Here is a 22,391-nt window from a genome sequence, read left to right on the forward strand (position 1 = left end):
GTGTTCAGCGAAGATCATGGAAGGGGATTATGGCCGCAGGCGCCGTGTTGCCTGCTCTCTGCTTGGTGCCCTCGGGTGACAGCCGGTGGCTTGTCCACTCGGGTGGCGCAGCCCGTGATCTTGCGACCCGCCGGGTCACCAACTGGTGTGGCTACGTTACATGTCCGTGAAATCAATCGCGTCCACCGCGCACTCCGATCCTGCCCGGCACCGGGCGATCCGGGTCCTGCTCCTGTCAGCCGTCACTCTGCTCATTTCGGGCATGTCCTGCATCGGGGTGTGGGACCGGCTGATCCAGGGCGGCTTCGAAGTACGGGGCTCCGCGGTGGAACAGAGCGACCGGTCAGCAGCGGCACTGGGGGGCGGCACCCAGCACTTGACCTTCCTGGTAGCCGGCCGCGCCGCGGCCGACTCCCCCGAGGTCGCTCAGGCGGGGATCGCCCTGACGGCCCAGCTGCGCGCCGAACCCACCGTGCTGGCGGTGCACAGCTACTGGGACACGGCAGCCAGCCCGCTGCTGCGCGCACGCGACGGCGATGCGGCTTTGATCAGCATGGCGCTGGTCGGCGATCCTGCCGCGCGTGCGAAGGAAGCCACCACGCTCGTCCAGCGATACGCCGAACAACCTCCGCAGGGTCTGCGGATCACAGCGACCGGCCCGGCGATGGCCGATACCGAGGGCACGCTGCTCGCCCGCACCGACATCATCCGCGCGGAAGCCCTCGCCGCGCCACTGGTCTTTGCGATGTTGGTGTGGGCCTTCGGCTCCGTACTCGCCGCGCTCGTCCCCATGGCCGTGGCGGTATGTGCCGTCACCGCTACCGTGGCTCTGCTCAACGCCCTGGGCCACGTCATGGCCCTATCGGTCTTCGCCGTCAACCTCACCGCCGCCCTGGGCACCGGTCTGGCCGTGGACTACGCCCTGTTTTTGACCACCCGCTATCGCGAGCAGTTGCACCGCGGGGACGATGTCGCCGGTGCGCGCTCCGTCATGCTGACCACCGCGGGGCGGGCCATGTGGCTCTCCGCGGCCACCACCACAGCAGCCCTCAGTGCCCTGTTCGTCTTCCCTCTGGACTTCCTGCGTTCCATGGCGATCGCCGGGATGCTGGTGACCGTCTTGTCCGCAGCGTGTGCGCAGGTGCTGGTTCCCGCCCTCCTGGTTCTGATCGGGCCGCGGCTGGCCCGGGAGGACCCGGCGCGGCGCGAGCGTCGCGTCAACAGCGCGTTCTGGAGGCGGATCGCCCGCACGGTCACCCAGCGTCCCCTGGTGATCGGCGGGGCCAGCTGTCTGGCCCTGGCCGCGATGTTCCTGCCGTTGTTCGGGATCCGTTTTGCTCTCTTCGACGAGCGCGCTCTGCCAAGTGACGCTGTCACCCGCGTCACCGCTGAGCAGATCAAAAGCCGCTTCGCGCTCCGTCCCCAGCGTGACGTGCAGATCGTCCTTCCCGGGCTGGACCGCGAGCGTGATGCCCGGGCGCTTGACGCCTACGCAGAAAAGCTCTCCCGGCTGCCGGATACCGCGATGGTCCGCAGCCCGGTCTCTGTGTATCTGGGGCGCATGCACATCGAAGTTCCTGGCGTGCCAGACAGCTTCCTCGCGGCAGGCACACCGGAGCGGTCCTCGGGAGCCGTGATCGTGGTGACGGGCACAGCAGCGCCCGAGACCGCCGCCGCCCAGTCGCTGCTGGCGGCCATCGAGAAGGTAGCCGTCCCGGGGGGCGGGGAAGCGCAGGTGGCGGGGGACTCGGTCCGGTTCAGGGAGACAACGGGTGCGCTGGCCGCGCTTCTGCCGCAGGCGATCCTGACGCTGTTCGCCATGACGTTCCTCACGATCGCGCTGGGCACCCGCAGCCTCCTCGTGCCGGTCAAGGCCGTGGTGATGGCCACGCTCAGCCTGGGCGGTGCCTGCGGCCTGCTCGTCCTCGGCTTCCAGAACGGCCATCTGGCCGGAGTGCTGCAGGCCGCCGCCACAGGGACACTGGATCCGGCCATTCCGCTGGTCACGTTCTGCATCGCTTTCGCACTCGCCGTCGATTACGAGGTCTTCTCGGTCTCCCGCATCCGTGAGGAACACCAGGCCGGCGCCACCAATGAGGAGGCGATCGTGACCGGAGTCGCCCGCACCGGCCGGCTGATCAGTGCCGCAGCGTGCTCCCTGGCACTGCCGATGCTGGCCATGGCCGCCTCCGGGGTGACGCTGCTGCAGCAGTTCGGCATCGGCCTGGCACTGGCCGTGCTGGTCGATGCGACCGTGGTCCGCGGGATCCTCGTCCCGGCGGTGATGACGCTGGCCGGCCCCGCCAACTGGTGGCTGCCCACTCTGCCCGGGGCCCGCCGCCTGCGCTCAGCGTAGGGCCGGTCCCTGGGCCGGACACCCGGCAAGGCCAGTGCTCCCCTTCGGGAGGGAGCAAATGCGCGCATTGCGGCTGGGGGCGACCTCCGGTTCACCGGGCACCCGGTGCAGCGGCGGACCGGACCAGTCGGGCTGCGGGGCATGGGCCGCAGATCGCGCCCATGCCCATGTGCCGCTTGGCGTCTTCCATGGCTGCAGAGTTCCGTGACGCAGGTGGTATCCGCAGACTGCGGCCGACCAAGAAGACGCTTCGAGCTGTCGTGGTAGCGCAAACAGGCCTAATAAATGGCGCAATGGCGTGTTCCCTTCGAAACACACGATCACCACCCGCCCTTATCGCCGCTTTCTGTGCACCAATTCCCCCGACTCTGCACGGATTTCCCCCTTCGGGGTGCCGAGAGAAGGATTCAGAAGCATGCCATTGAAGCGCTTTATGATTTTCGGACTGTGCGCGGGAGCGGCCGTCGCCGCCGGCGCCCTGGGCAACAGCGCCCTTACCGGGCCGGCGCCCGAGGCCTCGGCGCAGCGTGTGCACGCACCGGCTCAGCCACAGGCCGAGCCGGTGCAGGACAAGCCGGGTGAGCGTTCCGCGCCGGCCGCCGCGAAGATCCACCTCATCTGCAACGGAAAGGGCAACGTCACGTCTGACCCGGCCGTCAGCACCACGCCACGCGTCATCAAGGTCAAGGGCTCCGGAACACTCCAGGACTGCACGTCCCCGGACGGTTCCCACGAGAACATCAGGTCGGGCCGGTTCTCCATCACTGGGAAGGGCTGGGGGTCGTGTACCAGCGGTGGCGGGAAGGGCACGATGAAATTCACGTGGTACTCCGGTGACAACCAATCCGGGCACGAACTCGGGCGCTCGGTCATGCACGACGACTTCACCGCCGGCCCCGACGAATGGAACCGGCGCTCCCCCATGACGCGTGACAGCGCCCTCTTCCCCGGTGCTGCGGTCAGCATGGGCGGCGTTCCGTCCCACGGGAACTGCACGGCCTCCTCACCGGTCTCCTCCGGAGAGCTGGTCGCTGCCAGCCTCACGGTGTCGAGCAGGAAGCTGACGCCTGACGTCGGCATCCTGCCCAGCTGAACGCCTCACCCCAACTCCAGCCGACTGCCCCGGCACGGTCGCCCGCCTACCGTGCGGGCCGGAGCCGCAGACCGCTGATGCGCTGGGATGACGAATGGGCCGGACGACTCCACTTTGGGATCTTCCGGCCCATGTGCGGTGTCAGCGCGCGCGGTTGAGGTGAGGTCTGCGGGAGTGTGGGGCGCCGAAGATTTCCGTCCCCAAGGAGCCCGGTGGTGTACGAGAAGCTGGCTGACATCCTGATCAGTGATTTCGGCCTGGACGCCGAGAAAGTCCTTCCCGGTGCCACTCTGCAGGGCCTGGGAATGGACTCCTTGTCCCTCGCTGAACTCGGCGTGATCATCACCACCGCCACGGGGAAGCCGCTGCCGGCCATCGGCACTGACATGACCCTCGCGGAGCTGGCGGACGCATTCGAAGCGAGTGCGCACCGCGATGGTCCGCTTCCCGCGCTCGAGGAATTGTCCGCGTGAACCGGCAGCCGTCGGCTGTGAGCGGAGGGGGCGGGCATGGGTGAGGTCGCCGTCACCGGTCTGGCTATGACCACACCGGGGGGCCTGGACGCCGAAGCCAGCTGGGAAAGCGTCTGCGCGGGTCGGGGACTTGCCCGCCGTGATGCGCAGTTGGCCGGCATGCCGGTGGACATCTCCTGTCGCGTCGAGGCACTGGACCCCTTCGCGGAGCTGACCCGGCCGCTGGCCCGGCGTCTGGACCGGAACGCGCATCTGGCGCTGGTCACCGCCCGGCAGGCCGTCACGGACGCCAAACTGGATCCTGCGGCCTGGCCAACGGAACGGGTCGCCGTGGTGCTCGGCGCCGGGGGCAATAGCCTGGAGACCTACGCCAGGGAGTTCGCGTGGCTGGCGCGGGGCCAACCGAAGGCGGTCTCGCCCCTGGCACTGCCCCGCAGCGTGCCGAACATGATCGCCGCGGAGATCGCTCTCGATCTGCAGGCGCAGGGGCCGAGTTTCACTGTGGCCAGCGCCTGCGCCAGCGGGGCCACCGCGATCGGTGTGGCCCGCGATCTGCTGTTGTCGGGAACCTGCGACATCGCCTTGACGGGCAGCGCGGAAAGCGCACGCAACCCGGTAGGCGCGGCATGTTTCTACCAGCTGGGTGCGCTCTCGAAACGCGTTCAGGATCCCGGTGCCGCATCGCGGCCCTTTGACCGGGAGCGCGACGGTTTCGTTCTCGCCGAGGGGGCGGCCGTCCTGGTCCTGGAACGTCGAGAGTACGCCCTGAGGCGCGGTGCCCAGGTCAGGGCTCTGCTGCGCGGAAGTGCCTGCACCAGCGACGCCCATCATCCGGTGGCACCGCAGCCCGAGGGCCGGGGAGCCGAACGGGCCATCCGGGCTGCCCTGGCCGACGCCGGCTGTACACCGCGAGACGTGGGGCACGTCAACGCGCATGGCACCTCGACCCCGGCCGGCGACACGGCCGAGGCGCTCGCGCTGCTCCGGGTCTTCGGCGCGCACAGCCCGCCCGTCACGGCGGCCAAGGGCGTCCTGGGCCATGCGCTGTCCGCCTCCGCCGCGATCGAGGCGGCGCTGACCGTCCTGACCCTGCAGCGACAGTGCATCCCTCCCACAGCCAACACCCGCGCCCAGGACCCTGGCCGGCCCCTCGACCTGGTCACCGCGGAGCCGAGACCTGCCTCGTTCGAGGTCGCGGTGTCCAACTCCTTCGGCTTCGGCGGCCAGAACACCGTGCTGGTCTTCACCACCCCCTGAGGCACGCCGGAGAAGAACCTGCAACACCGTCGGCCTGCTTGGCACTTGCCGACCACGGACCTACAGACTGGGACGCTGGAATGGAACGCCTACCTCTCCCCCGCCGCAGCGTGCTGCGCTGGGGAGCCGGAGCCGCCATGGCCGGCACCGCCGGCATGGCGCGGCCGGACTCCCGCGCCCCGCGCCTCGCCCGCGGTACCCGCGGCCGGGTCGCCGTGCTCGGTGCGGGTATCGGCGGATTGACGGCCGCCCACGAATTGGCCGAGCGCGGTTTCGAGGTACATGTCTATGAGCGCCGCGGCGAAGCCGGCGGCAACGCCCGGTCCCTGCACGTCCCGCACAGCGCCACCGGCGGCCGTCGCGATCTGCCCAGCGACTACGCCCCCCGGGGCGTCTTCGGCTTTTACCACAACCTTCCCGACACCCTGCGCCGCATCCCCCGTCCGGGCGGCGGCAGCGTCTACGACAACCTCACTGCCGTCTCCTCGGTCGAACTGGCCCGCTCGGGCCGCCGCCTCAGCACACCGCTCCCGCTCAAACCCTGGCCGACGGGGCAGGGAATGGGCCTCACCGACCCCACCCGGACCATCCACGCCATCGCGGGCAACCTCAGCGCGATGCTCCACTTCCCGTACGAGGAAGCGGTCTTCATCGTACGGCGGCTGATGATGATGTTCACCAGTTGTACCGAGCGCCGCTTCGGCCAGTGGGAGCACATGGACTGGTGGCGCTACATCCAGGCAGAGAGGATGTCCACCGACTACCAGCGGCTCTGGGGCAGCGGCACCCACCTGCTCACTTCGTTCGCCCCCACGGTCATCAGCGCCCGCACGGTCGGTGAGAACACCGAAGCGATCCTCAGCAGCACCATAAGCCGCGGCAGTGACGGAGCAGTCGACCGCATCTTCAACGGCCCCAGCAGCGAAGCCTTCCTCGAACCCTGGACCGCCTACCTGCGCTCTGTGGGCGTGCGCTTCCACTTCGGCTGGAGCATCGAGGAACTGGAAGCGGGCAACGGCACGATCACCGCCGCCAGGGCCCGCAGCCAGGACGGCGACACCATCCGGACCGAGGCCGACTGGTTCGTGGCAGCCCTGCCCGCCGACCACGCCAGCCGGCTGTGGAGTCCCGCCCTGCGCGCCATCGATCCGCGCCTGGCCTCCATGGACCACCTCCAGCACACCTGGGTCAATGGCGTCCAGTACTACCTGCGCCGCCCCTCTCCCCTCATCGCCGGCCACATCGCCCACATCGACTCCCCCTGGAGGATCCTCTCCATCAGCCAGTCCAAGCTCTGGCGTGCTCCGTTCGCGCGGACCTGGGGCGACGGCCGGGCCCGGGAGGCACTGGCCGCGGTCATCGCCGACTGGGAAGCCCCCGGAATCCTCTTCGGCAAGCCCGCACGCGCCTGTAGCCGGGATGAGGTACGGCGTGAGGTGTGGGCGCAGATGCGGGCGCACCTGAACAAGCGGGGCAAACGCCTGCTGGAGGAGGACATGGTGCACTCGTGGCACATGGCCGGCGACCCTTCGCAGGGGCCACGCAGCGGCAACTCCTACTTCGTCAACGCCCGCGGCTCCTGGGACTGCCGGCCCGAGGCCGCCACAGGTGTCGCCAACCTGTTCCTGGCCGCCGACTACGTGCGCACCTACAGCAACGTCGACAACACCTCCATGGAAACAGCGAACGAAGCCGCTCGCCGCGCCGTCACCGCCTTGCTGAGCGCAGCCGGCGCCTCCGAGACCAAGCCCGTCCCCACCTTCAGGAAATACCAGGCACCGGAATTCACCTCCTTGAAGGACAAGGACCGCGAACGCTGGGAGGCCGGGCTGCCCCACCTCCTGGACACCGGGCCGCATTAAGCAACCGGAGCTGACTGCGTCGCCACCTTCGGCGGCCCGGCGCTCTGCGCGCCGTACCGGACCGGAACCCTCCGCAAGGATCAGATTGCCTGCGCGAACAACCGGGCTGCTTCATCGAGCGTCGAGGCGGAGGGCAGCTCCAGCACGGGCTCGGCCTCAACGATCAGGTCGAAGTACTCGCCCTCACCCGCTTCTTCGGCCCCGACGCGTCGCACCGGCAGGCGACCGTGGCCCGTGCACGGCGAGGGCTGCACTGGTCCGGGCCGACCGGGCGACGGTGTCCGTACTGTTCCGCGCGACCAGGGCGCACCGTGCCGGGCCGCGGCCGTGACCCACCCCGTCCCGTCGGCTGGTCGCTGCCCCGACCACCAGTGCGCCCACGCAGCGGCGGCGGCCGGTGAGCGCACCGCGCTCGGGGCCGGCGGCCGAGGCGGCCCGGCCGGAGGGACCACGGCTCACACGTCGATCTCCAGCACGGTGCCGGCGGCGGCCCGCGACACGCAGGGCAGCATCACTCCGGCCTGCTGATCCTGAGCGGTGAGCCGGCTCTCGTGATGCCGCGGGCTGCCTCTGCGCACACGTACCCGGCAGGTGCCACAGATCCCCCGGTGGCAGACGTAAGGGTGCTGCGGCCGCGCCCGCAGCAGGGCTTCCAGGCGACGTGCGCTGCGCGCATGGGCCGCGGCAACCGTCACGCTCTCCACCCCGTCGAGGGTGTTGAGCACGCACGCGTAGAAGCCTGCGATCCGACCCGCGCCGATGAGCCCCAGCCGCATGGGACAGTCCCTTCCCCACCTCGGCAGCAGTCCCAGGAGCATCCACCTCTTAGTTTTGGCCGCGCCCATGCCACCCGCAATCCCCAAACCCGCCAACTGGAAGGGGTTTCCCGCGCTCAGCTCGGCCTCAGAGGACGTCTGGTTCACGTAGTTTGTGACTAGTTGCGTTTATGGGTATCGCCAGGTTGGGGTGGTTTCGCCGGTTGTTCGTCTGGCGCAGTTCGAGATCATCGCGAGTCGGATCATGCTTTCGGAGTGCTCTGGTTTGGTCCCGTAGTCGCGGGCCAGTCGCCGGTGCATCATGATCCAGCCGAAACTGCGCTCCACCACCCAGCGCCTTGGGGTTACCGAGAAACCTTTGACCTGGATGTTTCTGGGGACGACGTCGCCGTCGACGGCGGGGGGGCGCCGTGTTCGATGGCCTGGTTCTTGTAGCCGGTGTCGACCCATGCCTTGGTGATGGGGTCAACGACGATGCTGCGTTTGCGGCCGACGATCTTCTTGCAGGCGTCGATGCCCTGAGGGCTGACGGGGACGCTGGGGTCCGTCTTGACGCTCTGGGCGTCGATTGCGCGGGCGTTCGGCCCGGCCTTGCGTCCTTCCTGCTCGCGGACCAGATGGTGCAGGCGGATGCCAAGAATCTCGATGGTGCCGTCGGTACTCCAGGCGCTGTACCGCCGCGCGCGTGGGCGGCAACCTGGCCATCACCCACGCCGGCCCCGCCGTCCACGAAGCCCCGCACAAGGCCGGACTCCACGAGGCCCTTCCGGCCACGGCGCCGTGAACTCCACGGGCCATGCCACGCCGAGGCAGCACCTGAACCCGCCCGGCAGCCGCCGACGCAGGAGTGAGGTGCCGCCCGAATCGCTGCGGGCGGCACCTCGGCTCTGATATCCGTGGGCTCTGATATCCGTGAACGGCTGGACTCAGTCGTCGTCGCCCCGGTCGTGCCGCTTCTTGGCCTTCATGGTCTTCTTGGCCTTCTTGGGGTGCTTCACCTTCTTGCTCTTCTTCCGGTCGTCGTCTTCCCGGTCGGCCAGCGCCGACTGCGGCAGCAGGGACGATGTGGTGACCGCGGTCTTCGTCGGGGTCGAGACAGCCGATGCGGAGGCCGCGGGCAGGACAGTCAGGGCGAGGCCGGCCACAACAGCGGCGGCAACAGAGTGCTTGATCACGTCGTATGCAACGACGGGATATTGCTGAAGATACGACAGATCACGCATCGGAGTGGCTGCACCCCGGATCAGGCCAGGGCAACACCGGCCTGGTCACGGGATGAAGCCGCATCCGGCAAAGGGCGACAAAGAAGCCCAGCACGCGGACAGCGCCTTGCGCTCGCGGCCGCCCCCAGGCACCGGCTCCGAGTAGCCGGTCGATGTGTTCCACCTGCTCGAGCCCGGACCACAACTTGATCAGTAGTCATGTCCTACGAAGGTCACTCAGGGCGGCGCCGGCCAGTGTCTCCAGCTGCGGCCGTGGCCGGCTGGTGCTCGCAGGCAGAGGACGGCAACCAGGTCCCCGTGGTCCGCAGGTGGACAGGGGCGTGCACGACGTGCCACGGCAGTGGGCAGAGCTGACGGAAGCGGAGAGCCATGCGATCGATCTACGTGTGCATCGGGTGCGCGGCCATCTACCTGCCCCCCGAAAACATGGCCTACCCCTCGCTCGGTATGACCGCATCGCCCGCGCACTGCACCCAGCCGGGCTGCGCCGCCGCCGTCCGTGAGGCCGTCGCTCTGTCCGGCCTGTCCGAAGACAAACTCGGCGAGCTGGCTCGGCGCGCCATCGGCCTGGAGGGAGAGCCGCTCCGTCCTCGGCTGAACCGCCGTGCCGCCCGCGGCCGGCGGGCCGCCGCCACGTCCGGAGGCGGACGCGGCAAACTGCGGTAGCAGCATCTCGGCGTGCTGTCCTGCGGCGCCGACACCGCGCCACTTCGCCCGTGTACGTACCCTCACCCAGCAGCAGAAGACGGACGGTGCGGTGGTGACCGAGACCGCGCCGATCCGGGAAGTGTGACCACCGGCCCTCTGCGGGCCTAATGAGTCCAAGGCGGCGTGAGGGTGCTGCCGTCGGCCAGCTTGGCGCTGAGCCCCACCCGTGTGGTGACCCACATGTGCGCGGGCTGGTCGGTGGTATTGGCAACCGCCAGCTCGGAGCCTGCCGGAGCCACCGCCGCGTCACCGACGCCGAGTTCGGCGCTCTCGCCGTCGACGGTGAGCCGGAGGCGGCCGGACAGAATGTAGAACGTTTCCTCGTGGCTGATCACGTGTGCCGGACCCACCGTTCCGGCCGGGATCTCGCCGCGCCAGGCGGCGAGGTCCCGACTGCCCGTGCCCGGACGGACGTAGGAGACGAAGCGGGCGCCGTGGATCTCGTGCACGACGGTCTCGTCACTTCGGATGAAGGGCATACCAACTCCTTATAGACAAGCTACTTGTCCATAAAGGCAAGCAGCTTGACGAGTTATAGTCAAGCCCATGGATGACGCTCTGGCCTTCTCCGCACTCGTGCTGACACTTTCCGGACAGTTGGTGCAGGAGATCCACGCTCGCGTGTCCCAGCGGGGATTCGAGGACCTGCGGCCTGCACACGGCTTCGCCTTTGCCCGCATCTCCGTGGGCGACGCCACTACGGCCAACCTGGCCGAGCACCTGGGGGTGACCAAGCAGGCCTCCGCCCAGCTGGTCGATGAGCTGGTCCGCAAGGGGTACGTGGTGCGGCACCCGCACCCCCACGATGCCCGCGCCCGGCTCCTGGGGCTGACCGAGGCCGGCTGGGCCGCCACTCGCGCCGCCGACGAGGCGGCCCGGGCTGCCGTCGCACCTTGGCGAGAGGCACTGGGCGAGGCGCGCTTCAGTGAACTCGTGGCCGATCTGACCCGGCTCACACCACCGGGGCCGATCCGCCCCCCTTGGTGAGCCTGCAAACCACTGGCCCGGACTGTCGCACATCACCAAGGAGGAGCCGGGACAACGGATTCGCGCATCCCGTGACGGGGGTGCGCAGCAAGTCGTGGGCCCCGCAACCGCCGAAGCCGACCGCTGAGGAGCTACGTATCCGCCCCGGCGGGCGCGCCAGAGCCTCGCCATGGCCCGTTCGGCGTCACCGTCGGGCTGGTGGTAGGGGACGGCTATCGCATCAGCCTCACCGAAGCGCTCGCCCGCTGATCCGACATGGCATGACGAGACATCGGCGATGACGCGCCTCATCGGCAGACCACGACCGGCTCACGGCAACTGCTCCGCTCACGCCGTGGTCCGCAGCTGCGGAGACTGCGGCACAGCGGCCACCGTCCCGGCCTGACGGGCAGCGCGTTCGCACGGGCCTGGCGCCAGGCCCGTAGCGTAGGAGACGTCGGCCTCGCGGCGGCGCTGGACGCGGGCCCCCTCGATCGGGGTCGGCTGATCGTCCAAGTTGGGGTGGTCGGCGATCAGGCCCTGGAGTACGGCGGCAAACCCGGACCGCTCCCGGTCACCACGCTCCCCGGCCCGAGCTGGGCGGCGGCGCGGGGTGCGGGTCTCGCTCCGGCCGCGCTTCGTAGCGGCCTCGGGCGGGCCTCGACACCTGCGCACGCCGGGGCGCCGAGCGCACGGGCCCCCTTCACGTACTCGCGGCGGGCCTTGCGCTGTGCCGGGAGGGGTGGCCGTGGCCCCCGGGGCGCCGTGGAGAGACCGAGGCGTGGGTGCCCGGTCCGTCGAAACCGAGGTCCTGACGAACCGGGCCGGACGGCGCCGCGGTCGGCCATGGCGGGGAGCTTGGTGCCGATGACGTCGTCGAGGAAGGGGGTCGGGTTGCCGCGGCGCGCGTCAGTATGCGATCTGGCCGGTACTCGCGTTCACGTTCCGGAACTGAACGTAGAACTGCTTTCCGGGTATCGCGTTGTGAGCGATCACCGTCCATACCTCCTTCTTCGCCTCCTTCCAGGCATTGCAGGCGCTCGGGGTGCAGACTCTGACCGTGCGGGTGTGGTAGGTCATCAGACCGATGCTGGGGCACCCGCTGTTGACGGTCGCCCAGTGTCCTGTGGCGGGCCAGTGAGCGTCGACACCGGGCCATCCCGCTTCAGAGGTGTAACCCACCACGTTGCAGCCATCGGAAGAACCCGAGGGCGAGGCGCCTGCCCCGGGAGCGGTGGCCAGTAAGGACGAGGCGGTGAGGGCAAGGACCGCAACTGCGGGCGTGATCATCTTCTTCATGACTGTGACTCCTTGAGCGTCGGCGAAGTAGCGACCGAAGGGCCGAGTTGACGGCACTCCCTGAAGATCGCTCCCGCATTGTGCGGCACGGGGAGGGGGCGAGGATTGCGGTTTGGCGCATTCCGTGTGCCCCTTGGGTGCGGTGCGTTTCGAGTGAGTTCGGCGGCCATCCAGCGTGGTCATGCGGCCTCCGACACGCGCTGTACAGCCCGGCTCCCGGGACCCGTCAGTTGCCCTCGTGCCGCTCACGACAGGCCGGATCTCCTCGATGCGCTGACGGCGTACCGCATCCTGGACGGCCCGCCCACGGGCCACCGCCTCGGCCCGCTTCACCGGGGAGTCGACTCCTTGCTTGGCACGCTGCCGTCCTTACCTCTGTGCCGGGCTCTCCCCCCCGGCTCCGAGTACTACGACGGCTTCACCCCGCTCGCCCCATCGGCAGGTATCGCGCCTATCCCCTCGTCTCCCGGCCGGGCTGGCCGGAGCGCGGGGAGCGGACACGAGCGATTCCCATGTTCACCGCTGTTCCCACAACCCCCCGACAAGCTCAGTTCCACCAACTGGCCGCCGGTGGGGAGTTCCAACCGGCCATCTACAGGCTGAGTCCGGCGCCCTGGGACTGGTCCAGTAGGAAAGGTGGTCCGGGGGCTTCGGGCATCCAGCCTTCCGCACGGGCGGTTTGAATAGCGTCGGCGACGCTGGAGGGCAGAACCGGGAGGGCCGCCGCGCCCATCCAGTTACCGGGATGCGGGTGATCGGTGCGGACCGTGAGCAGGGCTCCCGATGTCTCAGCGCACTCGACCGTGTAGGTCAGGGAGGACCAACACATCCCCTGGTCGTAGGTCGGCCGTCTGCGGACCCTCCAGCGGTACGTGACACCGTCGACAACGATTCGCCGTGAGCCCTTCTTGGGCAGTGCCATGTTCTTCGCCTTCCGCCTCGCGCCAGCCAGCGCATGATGCCGGTATGAGCAATGATCACTACCGATGAACCGCAGGCCGCATCTGCTGTGGAGCCAAGGCCGTCCCGCAAAGGTCTTGGCTCCGAGTGCGGAGCAGCCTGTAGCGCTGGCGAGGTGCTCAACTGGTGGTTCGTGAGGTGTCCAGGGACCGGGCGAAGTCGGCGAGCGCGTGGAAGTCGCTCTCTTGTAGGCCGTTCCGCGGGTTGACGTGGTGCAGGAGCCCGGGCCCTTGGTGATGAGCGGTCGCGTAGGTCTGATCCAGCTCGCTCTGTTCGTCGTCCACCCAGACGAAAGGATGGCCGCCTGCGTAGTCCGCCAGCAGCTCGGACTTCCAGTGGGCTCCATCAGTGCGTTCTCGGAGCAGGGTGTCGCCGAAGTTGACGAAGGGCAGTTCTGGAAGGCCCCCAGGACCGGTGCGATCCACTGGTTGGCGTCGTCCATCCATGTGGTGGCCCAGCACAGCTCGAAGCCGAGCTGGAGCAGGAGCCGTCCGTGCCCTGGGTTGAGCCAGATCCGCAGGGGTCGTCGGGACGCGAGGCCCCTGTCGTCCCGGTCGGCGTCGTTTCGGCGGACTCTGAGTGTGGTGCAGCCGTCGGGACGCTTCTCCGGCTTGGCCGCGTATGGGTTGAGCGGCCCGTCCACGTCAAGGAACAGCAGCGGTCGGTTCACGGTTTTTTCCCCGGGCCTGCGCACTGTGGACTGCCCCGATCAGCGTAGCTGTAGGGGGTGCCTCGGCACTGGGCCGGCCTGAGTGATGATCATGGTGGGACGAGGTGGCGCCGGCCGTGCCAGGTACGGCCCTTGAGGTGGCCCGGGCACAGGCCGCGTTTGAGTTCTCGGTAGTCATGCCGGATGCATCAGCGCATCTTCGCCGCACTTCGTGACCGTTCTTACCCGATGGCGTATGTGGACTCCCGAACGCAGGCAGGCGCTGTTACGTTGATGTCGTTCAAGCCTGATGAGTTCGGTCGGCCCCTGGGCTTTCCAGCCCCCATGTTGTGCAACACGCGGCAGCGGCGCGCCGGTTGGATCACGCGCTTCAGGCGGTGAACGATCACTCCCACTGCTGGTCTCGCACCATGGGAGGAATCCATGTCCCGCACGATCCGCCGTTCCGTCACCACGCTGGCTGCCCTCGCCTTCGCCGCCTTCGCCTGGTCCTGGGTCAATGGCCAATCGGAGTCACAAGCCCACGACACCACCGCCGCGTGGATCAAGCACGACGAACATCGGGTCCTGTAGTCCCGCTCCGAGCACGCGTCTGCCGACGGCGTACGACGTGAGCCATGGCGTGATGCCGAGCGGACGGGGGGCCGGTACTTCGGGGGCAGTTCTTTCGGAGGCCTGCGAACTCCTCCAGGGCCTGGCGCAGTCTCTGGCGCCCGATGCCCCGCGCGCCTCGTAGTGCGGGCCCCGGGCCTGTCATGGTGACAGCCCTGGGGCCCGCCGTGCACTTCTCCGTGAAACCCAGACCACGCCTCCCCCTCCCTGCGCTTATGGCAGGCGGTCGCGTTGTGATCAGGCTGTGTGGGGATGTTCGAGCACGCTCCGATACGAGGCGTTGCGGAGGGAGAAGAGGCCGGGACACGGCCGTTGCCTGGATGGGATGCTCCGTCCGTGCCTCGCAGTGACAACGACCAGCCTCCGTGCGCGTACGTAGTGAAGGGCGAGTGGCCGCACATCGCCTTGGCCGATGACACACCAGTCAGTGCCGTCTACGGGCACCTCACCCAGGCCATAGGCTGAGGTGCCTGGGCGAGAAGGCTGGTGTCGCGCACACCAGCATCGGACGCGTCCCGCGCGGCCAAGTACTGCCTGACATCGGGAGGTTGGCCCACCAGGAGCAAGCGCTCGACACCAAGCTGTGGCCATGGTGAGTCTGGCGCCTTGCAGCCGTCCCGCCTTGAGGGGCCACCACACCAGAAGCGACGCTCTGGACCGGGCCCGAGGCCGCGCGCGTTAGCTGTTCGCCGGGCTCACGCCCCGGGAAACGGGCATGCGGACGGCCGACGAGATCCCCGAGAAGATCCTGGCCGTCTCCCACCGCTGCCAGGACGACGGGCCGCCCGCCCACGGAGATGCATCCGTCCGCGCTAAGTGATCAGCCCCCTCGCGAAAATCAGAGCGCGGAAGTCAAGGTGCTCGTAGGATCGCGGATGGGAGGGGGCTCGTAGCGCAGCGGTTGTCGCGCCTTCACTGCATGTGGGAGGACGCCGGTTCGAATCCGGCCAGCCCCATCCCGCCCTGGCTCCCAACCCGCGGGCTGCGGTCGGCCTGTGTCCCAACCCGCGCGAGCGCTGCCGGAGAGCCTGGCGAGCCGGGCCGCGGCGCGGAGCCGAGTGCCCGAGTTAGGGTGTCGACATGCTCAGCAATCGGGGATCGCTCACAGCTGCCGCCGTCATCTCTTGCCTACTTGTCACCGGCTGCGGCAGTAGCGACAAGAAGGGCGCGGCCGGCGAGCCCTCGGTGATCGGCTCACCGGTAGGCCAACCCATCTCCTCGCCGAAACCGGCCCCCTCCACCGGCGCCGAAAGCGTTCCGGACCCGGCAGCCGATGCTCCCTACGTGGAACACGTCAAGCACGAACTGCGCACCCGCACAGTGAAGATGGCGGGCGCGCCCGGCAAGACGAGCGCCCGCTGCGACAAAGACGACGTGAAACCGGCCAAGGGCGCCGCCATCACGTGCACTGTGACGTATGAGGGCATCGACGTGACCTGGCCCGTGAGGTTCACGGGCGAACCGGGATTCGGTGGCATGGGCGACGGCTACGAAGCACAGCCCAGCACCGGCATCCTCACCCGCGAAGGCGTCACCCGCTACTTCTGGGGCAACAACCACGACGCGGGCAAGGACTTGCGCTGCGAGACGATGCCCAGAGCCAAAAAGGTGCCGCTTGACCGGAAGTCCGGATACCGGTGCACGTACTTCACGCCCACCGCCAGTACGGACGGCCGGGACATGTGGATCACCCAGGACGTGTACATCACCATGAACGGGCCGCGGGCACGAGTCTGACGTCAGCGACGTCAGCGACTTCTGCGACCTCGACGCCACTTCGGCGGAGGATGTCCGCGGAAAGGGGCAAGCCGGCAACCAGGTAGAGGGTTTCCTGTACCGCGCCTGCTCACACCCGGGTTCAGGGCCTGCGGCCAACGAAGCACAGGAATGCGGTCTGTGCGTCGGCGCCCGGGGGGACGGGCGTCTTCGGGCCGAAGGCCCAGGGCTGGCGCAGCGCTTCGTCCATGGGCTTGAGGTGGGCGTGGACGTGGGCGACGGCTTCGGGGTCCAGGCGCTCGTCCCCGCCGGTGGCGCGGGCCAGGTCCCAGGTGTGGATGAGGACGTCTTCCGGCAGGGTCTCGACGATGTCGGCGAAGGGCATGGGGCCGGCGAAGGTGGGCATTTCGGCTCGCAGGCATGCGGGGTCGTCGATCGCGGCGGTGAGGCCGTCGGCGATCTCCTTCCAGGCGGCCTGCGGGTCGGCGTCGGGGGTGAAGTCCGGCAGGCCGCCCATGTCGGCGACGGCGATGCCGTGCAGCGGTGCGGGTTCGGTGCCGTGGACGGTGGCGAGGATGCGCCGGGACTCGTTGATCACGTGGGCGGCGATGTCGCGGGCGCTCCAGTCGGGGCAGGGGCTGGGCGCGTTCCAGCGGTCGGCGGGGACGGTGGCGAGGCGGGCGGCGAATCCGTCGGCGGTGCGGCGGAAGCGGTCGGCCGGGGCGGAGGTGGGGGCGGGGGTGAGGGTGGAAGGGGACATGATCGTGTTCCTCGGGGGGTGTTGCGGGGTGGGGATGGAAGTGGCTTGGGGCGCAGGGGGTTGCAAGGTGCAGGGGCGCCTCGGGGGTGGTGCGGTGCCTCAGGGGGCGGTGGGGCGCCTCCCGGCGGTGCAGCGTCTTGGGGGCGGGGCGCCAGTCGGGGGTTGTGGCGGTGCTGGGGTCAGGACCAGGCGGGCAGCGGCAGGAGTTTGCCGGTTTCCAGGTAGGTCTTGAGGTTGGACAGGACCGCGGACCAACCGCCTGCGGCCTGGCGCCGCTCGGCGTCGTCGCGCAGGTTCTCGTGGGTGACGGTGAGCTGGACGGTGCCGCCGAGGGGCTTGAGGTCGAAGGTGACGGTGGAGGGGCCGTCGGGGCGTTCCTCGCCGGGGCTCGCCCAGGTGACGACCAGGCGTGTGGGTTCGGTGGCCTCGATGACGGTGCCGGTGATGTCGGCGGTGCCGCCGCCGTCGGTGCGGCGGTGTTCCCAGGCCGAGCCGGGCTGCCAGTCGGAGACGTTGTGGTGTCCCCAGTAGGCGGCCGTGATGTCTGCGTCGGTCAGGGCCTGCCAGACCTTTTCGGGGGTGGCCTCGATGTAGGTGGTGTACACGAAGTCGGGTTTGGCGGTGTGGGGGGTGTTCAGGGCGCTTTCCGCTTCCTGTTTCAGGGCGCCCAGCGCGGTGAGGCGGGGGCGGTCGAACTTGCTGATCCACCGTTCCTGGATGGCGTGGATCGGGACGGGGTTGAGGTAGTGGAGTTTTTCCCGGCCCTGTTTGACGGTGGTGACGAGGTTGGCGGCTTCCAGCAGTCCCAGGTGCTGGGTGGTGGCCTGGCGGGACATGCCGAGGCCGTCGCACAGCTGGGTGAGGGTCTGGCCGTTGTCCTCGCGCAGGCGGTCCAGGAGGAGTCGGCGGGTCGTGTCGGACAGGGCCTTGAAGGCCTTGTCCATGTCGTCGTTCACCCCTCCAGTAACGCAAGCATTTACTTGCATGTCAGCTGGTGATCGCCTCGCTACTCGCAGTGGTCGTCCCGGGTCTCTCGGATGCGGCGGAACCCCGGCCCGCCCAGGCCTTGCTCCCGGCGCCTTCCGGGTGCACGCTCGGTGACCGGGTCGGCGACGTAGGGTTCGTCTTGATCTTTTTTCGAGGAGCGCGGGTGCCGGCCGTGCGGCCCGGTGCGGACGTTCGAGATGGGGTGCGGGATGGGGTTACGCCGGCAGGCAACAGCCGGGGACGGGGCGGGAGTTGAGCCTTCGCAGGGGCCGGATGCGGGTGAAGGCGGTGTGGGGCGGCGCCGGTTCCTCGGGTTCGTGCTGGCCGCTCCCACACTGATGACCGCCGCCGAGCTGGGGGCGGCGCCGACGGCCGCGGCCGCGGCGGGCATCGCCCCGCCGGAGATCACCGACCTGGTGGATCTGAACGACGTGATGACGGCCGCGGCGCTGCCGACATCGCATCTGGTCACGGTGGAGGTGCACGAGGACGGCACGGTCTCCTTCGCGCTGCCGCGGGCCGAGGTCGGCCAGGGCATCACGACGTCGACGGCGATGCTGATCGCCGAGGAACTGGGGGTGCCGCTGGAGCGGGTGCACATCACCCTGGCCGACGCGCGGCCGGAGCTGGTGTTCAACCAGCTCACCGGCGCGTCCAACACCACCATCTCGACCTACACCCCCATCCGGGTCGCCGCCGCCGTGGCCCGGGAGCGGCTGCTGCGGGCCGCGGCGGACGTGCTCGGCTCTCCGGCCGGAGGGCTCCGGCTTGAGGCGGGCGTCGTCACCGACCGTGCGGGCGGAAGCGTGGGGATCGGGGCGCTGGCGAAGAAGGCGGCGAGCGTCACGGTGCGGCGGGTGGCGGTGGAACTCAAGGAGCGCGGCCAGTTCACGGTCATCGGCCGTCCGCACAACCGGATCGACGCGCTCGCCGCGGTGACAGGACGCAAGAAGTTCGCGATGGACCTCGATGTTCCCGGGGCCCTGCCCACCATGGTGTGCCGGGCCCCGACGCTCAAGGGCCGCGTCGGTTCGGTGGCCAACCTCGATGAGGTCCGGGCCATGGCGGGCGTCACCGATGCCGGGGTGGTCTCCACCGGTGTAGCGGTGCGCGCGCGGACCTTCGGGCAGTGCATCGAGGCCGTACGCGCGCTGCGGGTGGCGTGGAAGCCCGGCAGCGCGGAGGGCGCGTCGGACGAAACGGTACTTGAGGAACTGCGGGCCGCGGAGCTGCCGCTCGGCCTTCCGCCGCTGACGAAGTCGGTGGAGGCCCGGTTCACCTTCCACTTCCGCGGCAACAGCGCGCTGGAGCCCAACTGCGCGATCGCCGACGTGCGGGCGGACCGGGCGGAGATCTGGTCGGCGCTCAAGGCACCGATCGTCGCCAAACAGGCCATCGCGGCACGGCTGGGCCTCGCGCCGGGCACGGTGCGGGTGCATGTCACCGAGGGCGGCGGGTCGTTCGGGCGCAAACTGTTCTTCGATGCCGCACTGGAGGCCGCCGAGATCTCCCAGAAGTTCGGCAAGCCGGTCAAGCTGATGTGGCACCGGGCCGATGACGCGCGTCAGGGGCGGACCCACCCCATGGCCACGTCCCGGGTGCGGGCCGCCTACGCCGGAGGTGCCGTGCTCAGCTTCAAGCAGCGGCACACCAGTGTGGCCACCGACTTCGGCCACGGGCTGGGTGAGGTGTTCACCGCGCTGGCGGCGAAGCTGCCGGTGGGCGATGCCGCCTTCTCCCAGACCTTCTTCCACCTCACCCAGTCGATGCCGTACGACTTCGGGGTGCACAGCCAACTGCTCAGCGAGACCGGCAAAGGGTTCAACACCGGCAGCATGCGCGGCGTCTACTCCCCCGACGTGGTGTGTGCGCGGGAGCTGATCGTCGATCAGCTCGCGGCGCGGATGGGCAAAGACCCTCTCGGCTTCCGGCGGGACGCCCTGCGGGACGGCCGCGCCCGGGCGGTGCTGGAGAAGGCGGCCGAAGTCGGCGACTGGGGGCGGCCGTTGCAGGACGGGGTGGCCCAGGGGATCGCCTTCCACGGCGAGTACCGCGCGACCTGTGCGGTGCTCGTCGAGATCGACTGCCGCCCCGAGACCGTCGGGCGGCCCGTGCGGGACGGGGTGAGCGGGCCGCGGGTCACCAGGGCCGTGGTCGCCGTGGACGTCGGCCTGGCCGTCAACCCGCGGGGCCTGGAAGCGCAGATGATGGGCGGTGTCATGGACGGGATCGCCCAGGCACTGACCTCCAGCCTGCATCTGCGTGAGGGGCACTTCCTCGAGGCGAGCTGGGACAACTACTTCTACACCCGCCAGTGGAACACCCCGCTGGAGCTGAAGGTTGTCGTCATGCCACCCACCACCGGCGAGCCCGGCGGTGCGGGCGAGCTGGCCGTCGCCGCGTCGATGGCCGCGGTGGTGTGCGCCTACGGGCGGGCGACGGGCAGCATGCCCACGCGTTTCCCGGTCAACCACGGCGCGCTCTCCTTCGTACCGAAGCCGACGGTGCCGCCCGTTCCCGCCTCACCCACCGACGGACTCGACCATGTCCGCTGACAGCCGCCCCGGCAGATCCGCCGCAAGGGCCCGCCCCATCCGCCGCACCGCCCGGACCCGTGGAGGTCCCGGGGCCGTCGCTACGAGGAGTTGCAGTGCCTGAACACACGTTCCGTCTCAATGGCGAGCAGGTCACCGTCGAGGCCGCCGACGACGAGAGGCTGTTGTGGGTGCTGCGTGACATCCTGGGCGTGACCGGGCCGAAGTACGGCTGTGGCATCAACGTCTGCAAGGCCTGCACCAGCCACCTCAACGGCAAGGCGGCCAACCCCTGCGCCATCCCGGTCAAGGACCTGCGGCCCACCGACGAGGTCACCACCATCGAGGGCCTGGCCGACACGGTCGACACCGAGCTGCACCCGATGCAGCAGGCATGGCTGGAACAGGACGTGGTCCAGTGCGGCTACTGCCAGCCCGGACAGATCATGGCGGCGGTGGCGCTGGTGCGCCGTATCGCGCAGGAGGGCCGTGAGATCACGGATGCCGACCTGGACAGCATCCGCAACATCTGCCGCTGCGGTACGTACTTCCGCATCCGCGAAGCGATCCGGGCGGGGGCCGCGCGGATGTGACCCTCCTGGCCTCCCCTGGCCTCGGCCGGTCGCCGACCGTGGTGTCCGCCGCGCGGGTGGGGGCAGTGTCGCGCGGCACGCTTGACGTATCGGGTGGCCAGGCCGCGCCATTGCCCCAGCCAGTCGAAGCAACGCTCGGCCACTTTGCGGTGGTGGTAGAGGCCGTGGTCGAAATGAGTCGGTCGGCCGCAGCCCCGAGCTTTCTGGTCAGCACGCTCGGGGACAGTGGCGGCGATCCCGCGCGGGGGTAGGCCTGCGCGGGTGAACGGATGTGAGGAGGCCCTGCCGACGACGACCCGATCCGGCCGCGACCGGGGGCGCCCCGGCCCCGGCCGGGGCACACGGATTGCCTCCCGTGAAACACCCGCCACCGGCCACAACGCCCGTGAGACCGCCTTCATCCCCGATCGCCCTGCCCCATGCCCTCAACGAGCGTGCGGCCGCGGCTGCCGTCCATTTTCAGGCGGGCCGGACGACGTCCAGCCGTTCGGGCGACGGCTCGTATCCAGCCGCCTTATACGTGGCGACGGCGCCGGCGTTCGAACTCTCGGCGGCAACGAGCGCGCTGGACGCACCCATCTCGCGCAGCGCCGCCGCGGCGGCGACGCTGATCGCCCTCCCGTGGCCGCGACCGCGATGGTCGGCGTGGACACCCATCGGCTCCAGAAGACCGGGCCTGCCTGGCCCGGCCGACCATACCGTCGCCGCGGCCACCGCGTTGCCCTGGTCGTCGTAGCCGATCAGGCAGCGGGCATCGGCGTACACCGGCCCGGCCGCCAGGACGTGCCAGACCTCCTCGGTGAACTTCGGGCTGGCGAACGCCGAGCGGTGCACTGCGGTCCGCGTCGCCGCCGTCTGTGGATTGGCCACCTCGATACGCAGTCCGGAGCCCTCCACCGGCTCGGAGAGGTCGCGGCGCAGCGGCGTCCACGGCTCGTCCAGGTGCCAGCCCGCCTCAAGGAGGACCTCGCGGAGCAGGGCTCCGTTGGGGACCTCGAGGCCGACCTTCCCGGGTGGCAGGACCCCCCGCTCCGGATCATCGAGGTCCGCCAGCAGCTGACGCGCCAGAGCCTCGTCCTGTCGCAGGTCCGGCGCGGTCGTAAGCCGCAGTACATCGGGGCCGTCCAGGTAAGCGACGGCGACGATCCGCCCGTCCGCGCTCCAGGTACGGACAGCACCGGCCAGCCTCGCCGCACCCAGCGCCCAGGCCCAGCCGAGGTCCCCCGGGTGGAGCTGCAGCGGCGTCCGGTCGTCCTGCCATGCGCGGAGCGCGTCCACGGCCCCGGTCAGCCCGTCGACGCCGGGCATGTTCAAAACGATCGTCATATCCCCGTACCCCACACCACTGCGGCGACCGGCCGCACCCGATTTTTCACTCCCGAACTCACCTTGAAACGGCACTCCAGGGAACGCACAGTCACCAGGCGCCAGGGGCGGCGGGCTTCTGGAAGGTGTGCGGCCGGGCGGCCGGGCCTGACCGGGGAACCGGCCTGGCGTCTGGCCGGGCCTGGATGCCGTGCTCGGGTGCCGGCGCCGCAAGCTCTAC

General features: G+C 69.6%; 19 protein-coding genes, 1 tRNA gene and 2 pseudogenes. 12 read left to right on the plus strand and 10 right to left on the minus strand.

What is annotated here, in order from left to right; genetic code table 11:
- Positions 1-166: 166 nt before the first annotated feature.
- The 5 genes from AC07GB_RS21320 to AC07GB_RS21340 all read left to right on the plus strand — a co-directional run bounded on the left by AC07GB_RS21320 (position 167) and on the right by AC07GB_RS21340 (position 7,041).
- On the plus strand, positions 167-2,356 hold the full coding sequence (locus AC07GB_RS21320) for an MMPL family transporter (protein WP_478847689.1): 2,190 nt from the start codon (positions 167-169) through the stop codon (positions 2,354-2,356).
- A 415-nt stretch (positions 2,357-2,771) separates the two neighbouring features.
- Entirely contained in the window at positions 2,772-3,449 is a 678-nt protein-coding gene (locus AC07GB_RS21325; RefSeq protein WP_478847691.1) for a hypothetical protein, read from the plus strand.
- 215 nt (positions 3,450-3,664) lie between these two features.
- Positions 3,665-3,922: an acyl carrier protein gene (locus AC07GB_RS21330; RefSeq protein ID WP_478847693.1), complete on the plus strand. Its 258-nt coding sequence runs from the start codon at positions 3,665-3,667 to the stop codon at positions 3,920-3,922.
- Between the two features lie 36 nt (positions 3,923-3,958).
- Positions 3,959-5,179: a beta-ketoacyl-[acyl-carrier-protein] synthase family protein gene (locus AC07GB_RS21335; RefSeq protein WP_478847695.1), complete on the plus strand. Its 1,221-nt coding sequence runs from the start codon at positions 3,959-3,961 to the stop codon at positions 5,177-5,179.
- A gap of 137 nt (positions 5,180-5,316) precedes the next feature.
- Positions 5,317-7,041 (plus strand): hydroxysqualene dehydroxylase, encoded by a 1,725-nt coding sequence (locus AC07GB_RS21340; protein WP_478847696.1) that lies wholly within the window; start codon positions 5,317-5,319, stop codon positions 7,039-7,041.
- Between the two features lie 80 nt (positions 7,042-7,121).
- On the opposite strand, the gene AC07GB_RS21345 is transcribed toward AC07GB_RS21340, so the two are convergent.
- The 4 genes and pseudogenes from AC07GB_RS21345 to AC07GB_RS21360 all read right to left on the minus strand — a co-directional run bounded on the left by AC07GB_RS21345 (position 7,122) and on the right by AC07GB_RS21360 (position 9,040).
- Positions 7,122-7,256: a hypothetical protein gene (locus AC07GB_RS21345; protein ID WP_478847697.1), complete on the minus strand. Its 135-nt coding sequence runs from the start codon at positions 7,254-7,256 to the stop codon at positions 7,122-7,124.
- 240 nt (positions 7,257-7,496) lie between these two features.
- Positions 7,497-7,817 (minus strand): 2Fe-2S iron-sulfur cluster-binding protein, encoded by a 321-nt coding sequence (locus AC07GB_RS21350; protein ID WP_478847699.1) that lies wholly within the window; start codon positions 7,815-7,817, stop codon positions 7,497-7,499.
- Positions 7,818-7,985: 168 nt separating this feature from the next.
- Positions 7,986-8,491 (minus strand): annotated as a pseudogene (locus tag AC07GB_RS21355) (transposase family protein); the annotation flags it as partial.
- 252 nt (positions 8,492-8,743) lie between these two features.
- Positions 8,744-9,040, minus strand: a complete 297-nt coding sequence (locus tag AC07GB_RS21360) for a hypothetical protein (RefSeq protein WP_478847700.1) — start codon at positions 9,038-9,040, stop codon at positions 8,744-8,746.
- A gap of 369 nt (positions 9,041-9,409) precedes the next feature.
- Between AC07GB_RS21360 and AC07GB_RS21365 the strand changes: the two genes are divergently transcribed.
- Positions 9,410-9,706 (plus strand): hypothetical protein, encoded by a 297-nt coding sequence (locus AC07GB_RS21365; protein ID WP_478847702.1) that lies wholly within the window; start codon positions 9,410-9,412, stop codon positions 9,704-9,706.
- A 146-nt stretch (positions 9,707-9,852) separates the two neighbouring features.
- Here AC07GB_RS21365 and AC07GB_RS21370 read toward each other — a convergent pair whose 3' ends face one another.
- A complete protein-coding gene (locus AC07GB_RS21370; RefSeq protein ID WP_478847704.1) occupies positions 9,853-10,227 on the minus strand; it encodes a cupin domain-containing protein in 375 nt (124 codons plus the stop codon).
- 67 nt (positions 10,228-10,294) lie between these two features.
- Here AC07GB_RS21370 and AC07GB_RS21375 point away from each other — a divergent pair, with 67 nt between their 5' ends.
- Positions 10,295-10,735 carry a MarR family winged helix-turn-helix transcriptional regulator gene (locus tag AC07GB_RS21375; protein WP_478847706.1) on the plus strand — a complete coding sequence of 147 codons (441 nt, stop codon included), beginning with the start codon at positions 10,295-10,297 and terminating at the stop codon, positions 10,733-10,735.
- Positions 10,736-11,623: 888 nt separating this feature from the next.
- Here the strand turns inward: AC07GB_RS21375 and AC07GB_RS21380 are convergent.
- A complete protein-coding gene (locus tag AC07GB_RS21380; protein WP_478847707.1) occupies positions 11,624-12,013 on the minus strand; it encodes a hypothetical protein in 390 nt (129 codons plus the stop codon).
- Between the two features lie 1,079 nt (positions 12,014-13,092).
- Positions 13,093-13,643, minus strand: a pseudogene (locus AC07GB_RS21385) (hypothetical protein).
- A gap of 423 nt (positions 13,644-14,066) precedes the next feature.
- Between AC07GB_RS21385 and AC07GB_RS21390 the strand changes: the two are divergent.
- The 3 genes from AC07GB_RS21390 to AC07GB_RS21400 all read left to right on the plus strand — a co-directional run bounded on the left by AC07GB_RS21390 (position 14,067) and on the right by AC07GB_RS21400 (position 15,992).
- Positions 14,067-14,216 (plus strand): hypothetical protein, encoded by a 150-nt coding sequence (locus tag AC07GB_RS21390; RefSeq protein WP_478847709.1) that lies wholly within the window; start codon positions 14,067-14,069, stop codon positions 14,214-14,216.
- Positions 14,217-15,137: 921 nt separating this feature from the next.
- Positions 15,138-15,211 (plus strand) — tRNA-Ala (locus AC07GB_RS21395).
- A 124-nt stretch (positions 15,212-15,335) separates the two neighbouring features.
- Positions 15,336-15,992 carry a hypothetical protein gene (locus AC07GB_RS21400; protein WP_478847711.1) on the plus strand — a complete coding sequence of 219 codons (657 nt, stop codon included), beginning with the start codon at positions 15,336-15,338 and terminating at the stop codon, positions 15,990-15,992.
- Positions 15,993-16,113: 121 nt separating this feature from the next.
- Here AC07GB_RS21400 and AC07GB_RS21405 read toward each other — a convergent pair whose 3' ends face one another.
- Both AC07GB_RS21405 and AC07GB_RS21410 read right to left on the minus strand, forming a co-directional pair.
- The gene (locus AC07GB_RS21405; protein ID WP_478847713.1) at positions 16,114-16,731 is read right to left on the minus strand and encodes a TIGR03086 family metal-binding protein; all 618 of its coding nucleotides are present in this window, start codon (positions 16,729-16,731) and stop codon (positions 16,114-16,116) included.
- 179 nt (positions 16,732-16,910) lie between these two features.
- Positions 16,911-17,675, minus strand: coding sequence for an ArsR/SmtB family transcription factor (locus AC07GB_RS21410; protein ID WP_478847933.1), 765 nt, complete (start codon positions 17,673-17,675; stop codon positions 16,911-16,913).
- 381 nt (positions 17,676-18,056) lie between these two features.
- Here AC07GB_RS21410 and AC07GB_RS21415 point away from each other — a divergent pair, with 381 nt between their 5' ends.
- Together AC07GB_RS21415 and AC07GB_RS21420 are read left to right on the plus strand one after the other, a co-directional pair.
- A complete protein-coding gene (locus AC07GB_RS21415; protein WP_478847935.1) occupies positions 18,057-20,273 on the plus strand; it encodes a molybdopterin cofactor-binding domain-containing protein in 2,217 nt (738 codons plus the stop codon).
- A gap of 95 nt (positions 20,274-20,368) precedes the next feature.
- Positions 20,369-20,845 (plus strand): (2Fe-2S)-binding protein, encoded by a 477-nt coding sequence (locus AC07GB_RS21420; protein WP_478847714.1) that lies wholly within the window; start codon positions 20,369-20,371, stop codon positions 20,843-20,845.
- A 459-nt stretch (positions 20,846-21,304) separates the two neighbouring features.
- On the opposite strand, the gene AC07GB_RS21425 is transcribed toward AC07GB_RS21420, so the two are convergent.
- Complete coding sequence (locus tag AC07GB_RS21425) at positions 21,305-22,171, minus strand: GNAT family N-acetyltransferase (RefSeq protein ID WP_478847716.1); 867 nt, start codon at positions 22,169-22,171, stop codon at positions 21,305-21,307.
- Positions 22,172-22,391: the final 220 nt, after the last annotated feature.

The sequence above is a fragment of the Streptomyces sp. NPDC045778 genome, assembly GCF_056431945.1.

What these genes read in the sequence shown, in the direction of transcription:
- AC07GB_RS21325 (WP_478847691.1), top strand. Translation starts at nt 2,772, where the DNA reads ATGCCATTGAAGCGCTTTATGATTTTCGGACTGTGCGCGGGAGCGGCC.
- AC07GB_RS21405 (WP_478847713.1), bottom strand. Translation starts at nt 16,731, where the DNA reads ATGTCCCCTTCCACCCTCACCCCCGCCCCCACCTCCGCCCCGGCCGAC.
- AC07GB_RS21340 (WP_478847696.1), top strand. Translation starts at nt 5,317, where the DNA reads ATGGCCGGCACCGCCGGCATGGCGCGGCCGGACTCCCGCGCCCCGCGC.
- AC07GB_RS21350 (WP_478847699.1), bottom strand. Translation starts at nt 7,817, where the DNA reads ATGCGGCTGGGGCTCATCGGCGCGGGTCGGATCGCAGGCTTCTACGCG.
- AC07GB_RS21365 (WP_478847702.1), top strand. Translation starts at nt 9,410, where the DNA reads ATGCGATCGATCTACGTGTGCATCGGGTGCGCGGCCATCTACCTGCCC.
- AC07GB_RS21380 (WP_478847707.1), bottom strand. Translation starts at nt 12,013, where the DNA reads ATGAAGAAGATGATCACGCCCGCAGTTGCGGTCCTTGCCCTCACCGCC.
- AC07GB_RS21370 (WP_478847704.1), bottom strand. Translation starts at nt 10,227, where the DNA reads ATGCCCTTCATCCGAAGTGACGAGACCGTCGTGCACGAGATCCACGGC.
- AC07GB_RS21400 (WP_478847711.1), top strand. Translation starts at nt 15,336, where the DNA reads ATGCTCAGCAATCGGGGATCGCTCACAGCTGCCGCCGTCATCTCTTGC.
- AC07GB_RS21335 (WP_478847695.1), top strand. Translation starts at nt 3,959, where the DNA reads ATGGGTGAGGTCGCCGTCACCGGTCTGGCTATGACCACACCGGGGGGC.
- AC07GB_RS21410 (WP_478847933.1), bottom strand. Translation starts at nt 17,675, where the DNA reads ATGGACAAGGCCTTCAAGGCCCTGTCCGACACGACCCGCCGACTCCTC.
- AC07GB_RS21375 (WP_478847706.1), top strand. Translation starts at nt 10,295, where the DNA reads ATGGATGACGCTCTGGCCTTCTCCGCACTCGTGCTGACACTTTCCGGA.
- AC07GB_RS21425 (WP_478847716.1), bottom strand. Translation starts at nt 22,171, where the DNA reads ATGACGATCGTTTTGAACATGCCCGGCGTCGACGGGCTGACCGGGGCC.
- AC07GB_RS21390 (WP_478847709.1), top strand. Translation starts at nt 14,067, where the DNA reads ATGTCCCGCACGATCCGCCGTTCCGTCACCACGCTGGCTGCCCTCGCC.
- AC07GB_RS21360 (WP_478847700.1), bottom strand. Translation starts at nt 9,040, where the DNA reads ATGCGTGATCTGTCGTATCTTCAGCAATATCCCGTCGTTGCATACGAC.
- AC07GB_RS21415 (WP_478847935.1), top strand. Translation starts at nt 18,057, where the DNA reads ATGACCGCCGCCGAGCTGGGGGCGGCGCCGACGGCCGCGGCCGCGGCG.